The 13,699-nt window shown below is 49.8% G+C and carries 11 protein-coding genes; all 11 read left to right on the forward strand.

Annotated features, from left to right (window positions below):
* Nucleotides 1–101 precede the first annotated feature (101 nt).
* The 11 genes from DW677_RS05545 to DW677_RS05595 all read left to right on the forward strand — a co-directional run bounded on the left by DW677_RS05545 (nucleotide 102) and on the right by DW677_RS05595 (nucleotide 13,695).
* Nucleotides 102–1,064 carry a glycosyltransferase family 2 protein gene (locus DW677_RS05545; RefSeq protein ID WP_015553360.1) on the forward strand — a complete coding sequence of 321 codons (963 nt, stop codon included), beginning with the start codon at nucleotides 102–104 and terminating at the stop codon, nucleotides 1,062–1,064.
* Entirely contained in the window at nucleotides 1,061–3,259 is a 2,199-nt protein-coding gene (locus DW677_RS05550; RefSeq protein ID WP_117566639.1) for a glycosyltransferase family 2 protein, read from the forward strand. Before DW677_RS05545 ends, DW677_RS05550 begins: the two co-directional genes overlap by 4 nt.
* Entirely contained in the window at nucleotides 3,256–4,242 is a 987-nt protein-coding gene (locus DW677_RS05555; RefSeq protein WP_117566640.1) for a glycosyltransferase family 2 protein, read from the forward strand. The genes DW677_RS05550 and DW677_RS05555 overlap by 4 nt, the downstream gene beginning before the upstream one ends.
* Before the next feature lie 329 nt (nucleotides 4,243–4,571).
* Complete coding sequence (locus tag DW677_RS05560; RefSeq protein WP_117469303.1) at nucleotides 4,572–5,990, forward strand: undecaprenyl-phosphate glucose phosphotransferase; 1,419 nt, start codon at nucleotides 4,572–4,574, stop codon at nucleotides 5,988–5,990.
* Nucleotides 5,991–6,006: 16 nt separating this feature from the next.
* On the forward strand, nucleotides 6,007–7,767 hold the full coding sequence (locus tag DW677_RS05565; RefSeq protein ID WP_242992111.1) for an LCP family protein: 1,761 nt from the start codon (nucleotides 6,007–6,009) through the stop codon (nucleotides 7,765–7,767).
* A 533-nt stretch (nucleotides 7,768–8,300) separates the two neighbouring features.
* Nucleotides 8,301–9,257, forward strand: coding sequence for a phosphate ABC transporter substrate-binding protein (locus DW677_RS05570; protein WP_242992112.1), 957 nt, complete (start codon nucleotides 8,301–8,303; stop codon nucleotides 9,255–9,257).
* Between the two features lie 167 nt (nucleotides 9,258–9,424).
* Nucleotides 9,425–10,408, forward strand: a complete 984-nt coding sequence (gene pstC / locus DW677_RS05575) for a phosphate ABC transporter permease subunit PstC (RefSeq protein WP_117485479.1) — start codon at nucleotides 9,425–9,427, stop codon at nucleotides 10,406–10,408.
* A 3-nt stretch (nucleotides 10,409–10,411) separates the two neighbouring features.
* Nucleotides 10,412–11,290: a phosphate ABC transporter permease PstA gene (gene pstA, locus DW677_RS05580; RefSeq protein ID WP_117485481.1), complete on the forward strand. Its 879-nt coding sequence runs from the start codon at nucleotides 10,412–10,414 to the stop codon at nucleotides 11,288–11,290.
* A 96-nt stretch (nucleotides 11,291–11,386) separates the two neighbouring features.
* Nucleotides 11,387–12,148 carry a phosphate ABC transporter ATP-binding protein PstB gene (pstB, locus tag DW677_RS05585; RefSeq protein WP_117485483.1) on the forward strand — a complete coding sequence of 254 codons (762 nt, stop codon included), beginning with the start codon at nucleotides 11,387–11,389 and terminating at the stop codon, nucleotides 12,146–12,148.
* A 2-nt stretch (nucleotides 12,149–12,150) separates the two neighbouring features.
* The gene (gene phoU / locus DW677_RS05590) at nucleotides 12,151–12,813 is read left to right on the forward strand and encodes a phosphate signaling complex protein PhoU (RefSeq protein ID WP_117485486.1); all 663 of its coding nucleotides are present in this window, start codon (nucleotides 12,151–12,153) and stop codon (nucleotides 12,811–12,813) included.
* A 435-nt stretch (nucleotides 12,814–13,248) separates the two neighbouring features.
* The gene (locus tag DW677_RS05595; protein WP_021905563.1) at nucleotides 13,249–13,695 is read left to right on the forward strand and encodes an ACT domain-containing protein; all 447 of its coding nucleotides are present in this window, start codon (nucleotides 13,249–13,251) and stop codon (nucleotides 13,693–13,695) included.
* Nucleotides 13,696–13,699 lie beyond the last annotated feature (4 nt).

Here is a 13,699-nt window from a genome sequence, read left to right on the forward strand (position 1 = left end):
AAAAGTTCAGCAGATCGGCGCCCGCCGCACTGCTGAAAGAAACTGACAAAGGTGCCCGAAGGTACCGGTCAGGTAAAATTTAAGGAAGAAGAAAATATAACATGAAAAAAATCAGCGTTTTGATTCCATGCTATAACGAGGAGGAGAATGTCGTTCCGATCAGCGAAGCGGTCATCGGCATTATCACAAAAGAACTGCCTCAGTACGACTATGAGCTGGTCTTCATCGACAACGACTCCACCGATAAGACGAGAGAACTGCTCCGCATGCTCTGCGCGAAGAATCCGAAGATCAAGGCGATCTTCAACGCGAGAAACTTTGGACAGTTCAATTCTCCATATTATGGAATCCTTCAGGTAACCGGTGACTGCGTGATCTCCATGGTGGCGGATTTCCAGGATCCGGTGGAACTGATTCCGAAGTATGTCCACGAGTGGGAGAATGGCTATAAGATCGTCATCGGAATCAAGACGAGCAGCAAAGAGAACCCGGTGATGTACTGGCTCAGAAGCTGCTACTACAAACTGATCCGGAAATTATCCGACGTGGAGCAGATCGAGCACTTTACAGGCTCCGGACTCTACGACAGACAGTTTATCGAGGTCTTAAGAAACTTAAACGATCCGACCCCGTTCCTTCGCGGGATTGTTGCGGAGTTGGGCTTTAAGAGAAAAGAGATCCCGTACGAGCAGCCGAAGCGCCGCGCGGGGAAGACCCACAATAACTTCTATAAATTATATGACGCGGCGATGCTCAGCTTTACGTCCTACACAAAAGCGGGCCTGCGCCTGGCAACCTTTTTCGGCGCCTTCTGCGGTGGCGTGAGCTTTATCGTAGCAGTCATATATCTGATCATGAAACTCTTATATTGGGACCGCTTTATGGCAGGTATGGCGCCGCTTCTCATCGGAATGTGTTTTCTTGGATCTGTCCAGATCTTCTTTATCGGCCTGCTTGGCGAGTATATCATGAGCATCAATACCCGTGTGATGCACCGCCCGCTCGTTGTGGAGGAGGAGCGCATCAATTTTGATACACCGGCCGGTGCACAGGAGGAAGTATGAAGTACAGTGTTGAAGTGATGAGAGTCCGGGAGCAGACGATCCAGTTAAATGGCTGGGCTGTTGAGAGCAACCCGGATTCCGTGATCACCTACCGGGTCGAGGATGAAGCGGGACAGCCGGTGAAGGCAAAGATCGTTCCGACGAGAAGAGATGACGTGAGCCAGATCTATTATAAGAAGATCATCGACCGTGATCTCGGCTTTGATATCCGTTTTCCGTATGAACATGGAAAGAATTATTATCTTGTGATCTGCGGCGAGAAGAAGACGACCCGTGTGAAATACAGCGATATGACGATCCGCAGAAAAACCGGCGCGGCAAACCGCAAGGTACAGAAGCTCATGAACCTTATGAACATGGAGACAGTCCATGTTGCCTGGGACTTCTTAAAGGAAAATGGCCTGAAAGCCCTGATCTTAAAATCCAAGCACAAGATCCAGGGGATTGATGACGATTACGACTACGCAGAGTGGTGGAATCTCACGAAACCGTCAGAGGAAGAGCTGGAAGAGCAGAAGAAAAAGAAGTTCGATTATATGCCGAAATTTTCGATCGTGATCCCGGTCTATAAGACTCCGGAGAAATTCCTGAAGGAAATGCTGGACTCCATCGTGGAGCAGACCTACGCGAACTGGGAACTCTGCATCGCGGACGGCAGCCCGGCGGGTGAGAGTGTCGAGAATGTTTTAAAGAAATATGCGGAGAAAGACGCGAGGATCCGCTATCAGGTACTGGGGGAAAACCGCGGTATCTCCGGAAATACGAACGTCGCCCTTGAGATGGCAGAAGGTGATTTCATTGTTCTTGCGGATCATGATGACCGTCTGACACCGAACGCGCTCTTTGAGTGCGCGAAAAAACTGAATGAGAATGAAAACTGCGATGTCCTCTATTCCGATGAGGACAAGCTTGACATGGATGGGGATGAACTGTTCGACCCGCATTTCAAGCCGGATTTCAATCCGGACCTGTTGACGAGCGTCAACTATATCTGCCATCTGTTTGTGGTGAAAAAAGAACTGCTCGATAAAGTCGGCGGTTTCCGGCCGGAATATGACGGAGCCCAGGATTACGACTTTATTTTCCGCTGTACAGAGAATGCAAAGCAGATCTGCCATATCCCGAAGGTGCTCTATCACTGGCGCTGCCACCCAAATTCCACGGCAAGCAACCCCGAGAGCAAGCTTTATGCCTTCACAGCCGGTTCCCGTGCCATTATGGACCACTATAAGAGAGTGGGAATTGAGGCAGAAAAGGTAGAAAAGGGTGTGGATTACGGGATCTATCACACGACGTTTAAGATCAAGGATGACCCGCTTGTCTCTGTAATTATCCCGAACAAGGACCACACCGTGGACCTCGACAACTGCATCCGCCCGATGCTGACGGAGGGAACCTATAAGAACCTGGAGTTCGTCATCGTGGAGAACAACAGTACGGAACAGGCGACCTGGGATTACTACGAGAAGATCCAGAAGGAGTTCCCGAACGTGCACGTTGTCCGCTGGGAGAGAGAGTTCAACTACTCCGCGATCAACAACTTCGGCGTACAGCACGCAAAGGGCGAGTACCTTCTGTTCATGAACAACGATATCGAACTGATCGCAAAGAATTTTGTGGAAGAGATGCTTGGCTTTGTCCAGAGGGAGGACGTGGGGATCGCCGGTGCGAGACTGCTCTATGAGGATGACACGATCCAGCACGCCGGTGTTGTTATCGGTTTCGGCGGTATCGCCGGTCATACGTTTATCGGACTTCATAAATCCGAGAACAGCTATTTCAACCGCGCGATGTGTGCCCAGGATTACAGCGCGGTCACAGCGGCCTGCATGATGAGCAAGCGTTCCGTATTTGACGCTGTGGGGGGATTTACAGAAGAGCTCGCGGTGGCTTTCAATGATATTGATTACTGCATGAAGGTGAGAAAGCTCGGAAAACTTGTAGTATACGCGCCTTATGCGGTGCTTCATCACTATGAATCCAAGTCCCGCGGACTTGAGGACACACCGGAGAAGGTGGAGCGATTTAACCGTGAGATCGCCACCTTCGCGAAGCGCTGGCCGGAGATCCTGAGAGACGGAGATCCGTACTACAATCCGAACCTGACACTGAGAAAATCAAATTTTGCGCTGCGTGACCTGAAAAAGGAAAAAATCGGGGAACCATATAAACTGGAGGTACCGTTAGACGAATGAAGACAACGATCATAATTCCGAATTACAACGGACTTTCGTTTATGGAACCGTGCTTTGAGGCACTGGAAAAGCAGACGACAAAGGATTTCAAGATCCTGGTGGTGGACAACGGTTCCACGGACGGCAGCGTGGAGTGGCTGAAGGAGCGGGAGATCCCGTCGATCTTTCTTCCGGAAAACACTGGCTTTTCCGGTGCGGTAAACGTGGGGATCAGGGCGGCAGATACGCCTTATGTGATCTTATTAAATAATGATACAAAAGTGGCTCCCCACTACGTCGAAGCGTTGGAGAGGGCCATGGACCGGTCGGAGAAGATCTTTTCCGTCAGCAGCAAGATGATCCAGATGTACCACCCGGATCTTATGGACGATGCCGGAGACATGTACAGCGTCCTCGGCTGGGCGTTCCAGCGGGGCGTCGGGCGTCCGGAAAAGCTTTATAAAAAGAGCTGCCGCGTCTTTACGGCGTGTGCCGGTGCGGCAATCTACCGCCGGGAAGTGTTTGAGACCATCGGATACTTCGATGAGATGCATTTCGCCTACCTCGAGGATATCGATGTGGGATACCGGGCGAAGCTTTACGGATATGACAACGTATTCTGCCCGGAAGCTGTGGTGTACCATGTAGGCAGCGGGACAAGCGGATCGAAGTATAATTCCTTTAAGGTGAAGCTTGCCGCGAGGAATAATGTGTATCTGAATTACAAAAATATGCGCACCTGGCAGTTACTTTTAAATTCTCCGTGTCTTCTCGCGGGAACATTTGTAAAGTTCCTGTTTTTTAAAAAGATGGGATTCGGAAAAGACTATGTGTCCGGATTCCTTGAGGGGATCAGAACATTAAAGAACTGTAAACGCGTCCCTTCCTTTAAAGGAAGAATACAGCGGGAGATCGGGATCCAGCTTGAGCTGATCGCCGGAACCGCAGTCTATGTTTATGAGTTTTCCAGGAGACAGGCGGCGAAGCTTGGAGCGAAAGTCTGAGATTCTTCGCCGGACGCTGTGCGGCCGGCTCAGTGCGGATAGGCTGAACGGCTGCTTTTATGCAAAATAAACGAATAATTTACGGAAATCTCAGATTTTCTTAAGAAATCGTTTATATGCAAATGGGTAAATTTTATGTATACTATGTATGCATATTTTTTATGATGGCGGTACCATGTCCGGAGGAGTGACCTTAGAAAGGCAGTCTGCCGGGGCATGGTATAGTTGAAAATACCTGCCGTGGGGAATTGGCTGGCGCAGCTGTGCATGCGCTGACCACGGAAAGAATTCTGACCGGCATGTTCCTTGGAAAACAGGGTGAAAATTATATGATCAAAGATAATCAGAAGAGCCTCAACCGTTTTCACGTTGTGCTTGACGCCTTCGTGACCGCATTCTCTTATCTGCTTGCATGGTTTATCGTAATCGGAAGCGGATGGGCGAACCTGCTCGGAAAACGGACACTTGAGGTCGGTTTTTATTTTGGCGCGCTCCTTGTCATTATTCCGGCGTATCTGCTTTTGTACTCCTTTTTTGGACTGTACACGCCGAAGCGTGTACTCGGACGCAGAAATGAATTCGGAAAGATATTCAAGGCAAACACGATCGGACTCCTTATTTTTGGTCTGATCCTGTACTTTGGAAGAAAAGAGCCGCATCTCTACAACTTCTCCCAGAGACTGGTCGTATATTTCTATGTGCTGAACGTGGCGTTTATGACCATTGAGCGGAATGGAATCCGGATCGTGCTTCGTTCCATGCGCTCAAAAGGATACAATCAGAAACATATCCTGTTAGTTGGCTATTCCTCCGCAGCGGAAGGGTTTATCGACCGGGTAAACAAGAATCCGGAATGGGGGTACACGATTCGCGGGATCATTGATGATACGAAGGAACGCGGAAGTGAGTATAAGGGAGTAAAGGTCATCGGCTGCATCGAGGACCTCGACTATATTTTAGAGCAGAACAGTCTCGATGAGATCGCCGTCACACTGAGCCTGAGCGAGTATGAAAAACTCCGCCATATCGTTGCTCTCTGTGAAAAATCCGGCGTGCACACGAAGTTTATCCCGGATTACGGGAACATTATCCCGACGATCCCGTATATGGAAGATCTCCAGGGCCTGCCGGTGATCCATATCCGCCGCGTTCCGTTGAATGATCCGATGAATGCGATGGTAAAGAGAGCCGTCGATATCGTGGGTGCGATCGTGGGGATCGTACTTTTCTCCCCGATCATGCTGATCGTGGCAGTGCTCATAAAGCTGACATCTCCGGGACCGATCATTTTTTGTCAGGAACGAGTCGGCCTTCACAACCGGCCGTTTAAAATGTATAAATTCCGTTCCATGACGGTTCAGGATCCGGGCAAGGAGAAGAGCCGCTGGACAACAAAGGGAGATGCCCGTGTAACTCTCATCGGAAAAATTATCCGCCGTACAAGCATCGACGAGGTGCCGCAGTTCTTTAATATCCTGATTGGTGATATGAGTCTTGTGGGTCCGAGACCGGAACGGCCATTTTTCGTTGAAAAATTTAAGGAAGAAATCCCGCGATATATGATCAAGCATCAGGTTCGTCCGGGCCTTACCGGCTGGGCGCAGGTGAATGGTTACCGTGGAGACACTTCGATCATTAAACGGATCGAGCATGATCTCTATTATATCGAGAACTGGACACTTGGTCTTGATTTCAAGATCATGTTCCTGACGGTTTTCAAGGGATTCATCAATAAAAACGCTTACTAAGACGAGGACAAATGACATGAATTATGAAGACGAATTAGACCGTTCCCGCGCCAGAAAGAGCAGACGGCGTGAGAGCGAGAGTGAGACGTCCGCAAAACGCCGCACTCACAGGACGGAAGATCTGTATTCTATGAGTGCTGACCCGGGAAGCCGTGCAGGCCGTGCCGCAGCAAAGAGCCATGGGGCAGCTTCCCACAATCACAGAAGACGGAAAAACGGAAACAAGAAGAAAAAGATCATCATCGGTGTTCTGATCGCCCTGATCGTTCTGGTCCTGGGTTTTGCCGCAGCGGTATACGGCTATATCCAGCACAACTTCGGAAAGATGAACGGACAGAATAATTTTGATATTGCGGACGTTCGGAATGAGAACATCTCTCTGGAAATGAGAGATAAGATGGAAAAAGGCTACTGGACCATTGCGGTATTTGGCCTGGACTCCCGTGACAATTCCACAGGAAAAGGCAACCAGTCCGATGTTATCATGATCGTGAACTTAAATCGTGAGACCGGAGAGATCAAGCTGGCATCCGTATTCCGCGACACTTACCTGAATGTGAGCGACAAGAACACATACAATAAGATCAACGCGGCATATGCGATGGGTGGTCCGGAACAGGCCGTAAAAGCCCTGAATAAGAATCTGGATCTCAACATCACCCACTATGTAGCGTTCAACTGGAAGGCAGTCGCAACAGCGATCAACATCCTCGGCGGTGTCGACATCGATATCAGTAAGTCCGAGTTCTACTACATCAACGCGTTCATCACAGAGACGGTAAAAGGTACCGGAATTGGTTCTGTACAGTTAAAGAAAGCAGGTGTGAACCATCTGGATGGCGTACAGGCCGTTGCCTATGGACGTCTTCGTCTGATGGACAGTGACTATGCGCGTACAGAGCGCCAGAGACTTGTAATCCAGAAGGCATTCGAGAAGGCGAAAAAGGCAGACTTTGCGACATTAAACAGCCTGATCGGCAATATGTCCGCGATGTGCGCGACAAATATCAATATGAATGATATCCTTCCGATGGCGAAGAATGTCACGAAATACCATCTCGGTGAGACGACCGGATTCCCGGCAGCCCGCGGAGAGCAGAAGATGAAGATCGGCAAGCTGAAATTGTCCTGTGTTATCCCGCAGACACTCGTGAGCAATGTTACAAGCCTTCACAAGTTCCTCTATGGTGAAGAGGACTACAAGCCATCCAGCACGGTCCAGACGATCAGCAATAAGATCGCTGAACTTACTGGACTGAATAAGGCTGGCAAGGAAATCGATCATGTAGCGACGGATCAGGGATATATCCCGAAGGGCGAGACGGAGGCCACAACACTTTCCGCTGAAGAGGAGAGTAAGAAGGAGAGTCAGGAAGAATCCCAGATGGAGTCCATGCTCGAAGAATCCAAGAAGGAATCTGAGAGCACGGGTGAAACTGAGACAGGACCGGACGGCAAGCCGATCGAAACTTCTTCCGGAAGCCATGAGACCAGCGCCGCTTATGAGACGGATGAGCATGGAAATATCTATGTGAAGCCGACAGAGAGTCACGCAGTGAGCCCGACAGATGAGGCGGAGACTTCCACGGAGGAGTTCCGTCCGTCAAATCCGCAGGAGACCACAGCGGAGAATCCGGTGGGACCGGGATATGAAAAGTCCACCGCTGTTCCGGAGGCGACCACAAGCGCCGGCCCGGCAGCCCAGACAGAAGGACCGAGTTCTGTGACTGTTCCAGGCGGAACAGTTGCACCGGAAGGTCCGGCTGCTGGAGTTTAGAAACAAGGGCCAGGCAAAAAGGTTATAAAGGAAATATAGGATCTTAAGGATCAAGACGCATCGTCTGATTGATTTGGAAGAAATATTCCAGACTACCAGATGGTGCGTCTTTTTTTGCGTGCAGCGGGCCATATCCATACCTGTGCGATAACGGTACTACTGTGAAAAATCTCGACAAATGGCTGATTTTTTTGAATTCGCGGTAGTCCGGCACAGTGGAAAGGTTTTACCCGGCTATATTTTCAAACGAAAATCTGAATTTACAATTTACATAGATTATACAAAGTAGTTACCGAACCATGGTTTTTGGTTTCGGGGATTCGTGATAAAAATAATACTGTACAGAGAAAGAAAAAACGTAACTATTCAGTACCTTCATAGTTACGTGCAAAAATCCATTCCAGATCAGCTTCGCTGATGGGATTTTTGCCTTCCAGCCTATGTTTTCTTACGGTCAGCGCAGCAAGTGCGCAGACCTACTGAACAGTTACGAAAAAACAAAAACAAAGACCTTTGAGGAGGAGAAAAGAATTATGAAAACAAGAAAAGTAATGGCACTTGCAGGTGCAGGAGTATTAGCAGTCAGCATGATGACAGGATGCGGAAGCAGCAGTAGTACAGCATCCACGACAGCAGCAGCGACAACAACTGCGGCAGCAGCAGAGACAGCAAAAGAAGCAGCGACAACAGCAGCAGAGAAAAAAGCAGATCTTACAGGATCGATCACAGCGGCAGGTTCTTCCGCATTAAAACCGCTGGTTGACGATGCAGCAGACATGTTTATCGAGAAATACCCGGACGTTTCCATCACGATCGACGCAGGAGGATCCGGAGAGGGCTTAAAGCAGGTTTCCGAGGGAACCGTAAATATCGGTAACTCCGATGTTGAGGCCTCCGCAAAGCTTGACGAGACACAGGCAAAAGAGCTTGTTGATCATCAGGTATGCGTAGTCACAATGGCTCCGATCGTAAACAACGATGTAAAAGAAGGCGGTGTTGAGGATCTTACAAAACAGCAGCTCATCGACATCTTCACAGGAAAGACAACAAACTGGAAAGAGGTTGGCGGACCGGATGAGAGCATTGTCCTTGTAACAAGACCGACATCTTCCGGTACAAGAGCAACCTTCCAGAAATACGCTCTCGACGGAAACGAGGAAGCTTCCAATACTTCCATGGAAACAGATGATTCCGGTGTTCTTCTTCAGAATGTAAAAGATACAAAGGGTGCGATCGGATATGTAGCACTTTCCTATCTGACAGGTGATGCGGGAGTTGCAACTGTAGCGATCGATGGCGCAGAGCCGACACTTGAAAATACATACGCTGGAAAATATCCGGTATGGACATTTGAGCATATGTATACAAAGGGTGAGCCGGACGAAGTTGTAAGCGCATTCCTTGACTACATCATGTCCGATGAGTACGGCGCAAAGATGGAATCCTTAGGATACGGCGTATCTTCCAAGATGACAAATACTGAGCATTAATTGAGACAAAACTTAAGACCGGGCAGTGAGCCATGATCCGACCGGATGAAAGAAAAAAGAGGACATGGACAAGAGAGCTGCGAAACAGGGGCGGGGCAGACGAATCTGGCCCGCCCCGATATGATTTATGATAGAATTTGCTTCGAATATCGGAAGCAGGAGGACTTATGAAGAATGGTAAAGAAAAAAGCATGTTCGTCAGAGAATATCTGTGGCGGGATCTGATGACCGTCTGTGGACTGTTCGTAATTCTTCTGACGATCGTGATCGGCGCGTTCCTTGTATACAAGGGATCATCCACATTCCTGGTTTACAGACATTCCTTCCTGGAATTCTTAGGATCTGCAGACTGGGCACCGGAAGATAATATGGCAGGCGGCGGCAGCATCGGTGCGCTGATCTTCATCGCTGGGTCGCTCTGCACCTGCGGCCTGGCACTTCTTATCGCGACTCCGTTTTCCCTGGGATCAGCGATCTTCATCACGGAGATCTCCCCGAAGTTCGGAGAGAAATTCTACCGCCCGGTAGTCGAGATCTTTGCCGGAATCCCATCGGTTGTCTACGGATGGGTGGGACTCACAGTGCTTGTACCGGCGATCAAGACCGTGTTTGACCGTCAGGTGGGACATTCTATCCTGGCAGCGGGGCTGGTCCTCGCGGTCATGATCTTCCCGACGATCACAAGTGTTGCGGCGGATGCCCTTCACTCCGTACCGAAGGAATGCAGAATGGCAGCGTACGGACTTGGCTCCACCCGCTGGCAGACCATATACCGGATCGTAGTTCCGGCGGCAGCGCCTGGAATCATTTCCGGCGTGATCTTAGGTCTCGCGAGAGCCTTCGGTGAGGCCCTGGCGGTTGCCATGGTCATCGGTCAGACAACAGCGCTTCCCACAAGCATTTTTTCAACGACAAAGACTCTGACCACCGAGATCGCGGCCCAGATGGGCAACGCCATGGAGGGCGGCGAGATGAAATCCGCACTCTGGACCATGGCACTGCTGTTATTCGCAATCTCCCTGTTCTTCATCTTCCTGATCCATCATGTGACAGCGGTGAAGCCGGAGAAAGAAGAAAAAACAAGCACTTCTGTGAAAATAAGCACGACCGCGGTGCCGGTAAAGCAGTTCGCAGCAAAGGGGGAAAATTAGACCATGGAAAGTAAGATCAGACGTTCACGCGATGTGGACCGTGTTATGACAGTCATTTTCTACCTGGTTGCGATCTTCTTCTTCGCTCTTCTGATCGGCTTTGCGGGTAAGGTCATCATCGGCGGTCTCATGGGGGCAAAACCGGAGATGTTCCGCTTCGCGAGAAAAGGAAGCATCGGAAACCAGTTGTTCAACACGATCTATCTCGTATTTATCTCCCTGCTGGTATCCATCCCCCTCGGTGTCTGCGCCGGAATTTATCTGGCCATGTATGCGAAACAGGGAAAAATGACAAAGTTTTTGAGAATGTGTATCGAGACACTTTCTTCCCTTCCGTCCATCGTTGTGGGTCTGTTCGGATACCTGGTATTCCTTGTATTCTTCGGAATGGGAAAGAGTCTGATGGCGGGGGCACTCTCCGTATCGATCCTGACACTTCCGCTTATCACGACGACCACCGAGGATGCCATCAAGGGACTCCCGGCGGGATATTTTCAGGCGAGTTTAGGACTTGGAGCGACAAAATGGCAGTCCATCTTCTATGTACTTCTCCCGGCATGTCTCCCACGCATCATGACAGGCGTCATCCTGGCGGCGGGACGTGGATTCGGTGAGGCGGCGGCGCTCCTCTACACCACAGGATCCGGAAGCGACCTGCGCTGGGGCAACTGGAACCTGGCAGCCCCGACCTGCCCCTTCAACCCTTTCCGCCCGGCAGAGACATTGTCGATCCAGATCTGGAACCTTCAGGTAAACGGTCAGGATAAGGCACTGGCGAACACCGCCTCCGCGGTCCTTATGATCCTGGTTCTGGCATTCAGCATTGGCGCGAACGTGTGGAGCCATCACCTGAAGAAAAAGAGCTCCGGCGAGGCAGCGTAAGAAACATTCGGAAAAGGACCTCAATGACAGATTCTTGAGGGAGAAGTAATGAAACTCTGAGGATGGCATATGAGAGTTTTAGAGAGGAAAACATATATGACTGATATGAAACCGAAATTTGATATCGAAAAGCTGAATCTGCATTACGGCTTGTTCCATGCGCTTAAGGACATCAACATGCAGATCAGCGCCCATGAGATCACCGCGTTCATCGGACCGTCCGGCTGCGGAAAATCTACATTTTTAAAGACATTGAACAGGATGAACGATCTTGTGGAGAATGTAAAGATCGACGGAAAAGTGGAGCTTGACGGACAGAACATCTTTAAGGATATGGACGCCATCACACTGCGCCACAAGGTCGGCATGGTATTCCAGCAGCCAAACCCGTTCCCGAAGAGCATCTACGACAACATCGCCTATGGCCCGAGGATCTTCGGAATCACGAGAAAGGCAGATCTCGACGAGATCGTTGAGAGAAGCCTGCGTCAGGCGGCGATCTGGGATGAGCTTAAGGACCGCTTAAATAAGAGTGCCCTGGGACTTTCCGGCGGACAGCAGCAGAGACTCTGCATCGCGAGAACCCTGGCGGTGGAGCCGGAGGTGATCTTGATGGATGAGCCGACCTCCGCCCTGGACCCGATCTCCACATCGAAGATCGAGGACCTGGCGATGGAATTAAAGGATAAATACACCATCGTGATCGTCACCCACAACATGCAGCAGGCGGCGCGTATCTCTGACAAGACAGCGTTCTTTCTGTTAGGTGAGGTCGTCGAGTACAATAATACAGGTGATCTGTTTGCGAACCCGAGGGACGAACGGACAGAAAGCTACATCACAGGGAGGTTTGGCTGATTATGAGAGACGCGTTTTTAAAGCAATTGGAAGAGCTGCATAAGATGCTGGCGGAGATGGGACTGCTCTGCGAGAAAATGATCGACGGGACTTACGAGGCACTGATGCACATGGACCGGGAGCAGGCGGCGAAGATCCTGCAAGACGATGCGAACGTGGACTTAAAGGAGAGAGATATCGAGAGCAAGTGCTTGAAGCTTCTCTTAGAGCAGCAGCCGGTGGCGAGTGACTTAAGAAAGATCTCATCCGCATTAAAAATGATCACAGACCTGGAGCGTATCGGTGACCAGGCGGGCGATATCGCGGAGATCATCAAGACCGCAGACCTTCTTGAGCCGGTAAAGGCGACAAGACTCGGCGAGATGGCAAAAGCCGTTGCGTCCATGGTCCGCGAGAGCATCGAGAGCTTCGCAAACGAGGATCTCAGGAAGACAAAGGAAGTCATCGCCTACGATGACGTGATCGACGATATGTTCTCCCAGGTAAAGAAAGAACTGGCAGACGGCATCTTAAACGGCGAGGCAACCCAGGAACAGATCCTGGACATCCTCATGATCGCCAAATACTACGAGCGCATCGGCGACCACGCCACAAATATCGCGGAGTGGGCAGAGTATGCGATCACTGGGGTACATAGGAACAGTGAGCTGGAAGAGCATCTGTAAAAAGAGAAAAATTCTGAAACTGGAATTAAAACTGAAAAATCGGTAAAAACGATCCGAAATGGAAATAAAAAAGTGGAGAATCTGATCTGCAGGTTCTCCCTTCTTGTTTTAAGAGCAATAACGTTACTGTACACGGGTAGGAATTTTCTGAACTGAAAATTCCGTACGATACACTTCTGGTAGCAGATTTTGCCGATTTGGAATGCGAAGCATCGGCAAAATCACGTTACTGTACACGCATGCGCGTACAGTAACGCAATAACTGTGGATTTTGCCAGACAGCGAACATCTGCTTGCATAAGTATCCAAAATATGCTAAGATTCTTGCGTACACATGTTTTTCTGGGACGCACATATGGTAACGTGCCAGAGCAATCGATGAAACGTATGATTTCGGTAATAAAAAAGAAATTTTTAGCTTGCGAGGTCTGATATATGGAGAAAAAAAACAAATATTATGTGGTACGTGACAAAGCGCTGCCGGAAGTCCTTCAAAAAGTCGTTGAGGTGAAACGTCTGCTTGAGGCGGACAAGAACATGACGGTGCAGGAGGCGGCGGAGCAGGTGGGATTAAGCCGCAGTTCCTTCTATAAATATAAGGATGATATTCTTCCGTTTTCCGACAACACGAGAGGAAAGACCGTGACTCTTGTGACCCAGATGATGGACGAGCCGGGGCTTCTGTCTGACCTGCTCCACATCGTTGCGGATTACCGCGCGAACATCCTTACGATCCACCAGACGATCCCGGTAAACGGATCCGCGACGGTAACGCTCAGTGTGGAAGTCCTCTCCGACACGGGAAATGTTGCCGGTATGGTTGAGGAGATCGAGCACTTAAAAGGCGTACAGAATGTGAAAATTTTAGGAGTGGAGAAATAGACGG

Source organism: Clostridium sp. AM25-23AC (assembly GCF_003435125.1).
Lineage (GTDB): Bacteria > Bacillota > Clostridia > Lachnospirales > Lachnospiraceae > Pilosibacter > Pilosibacter fragilis.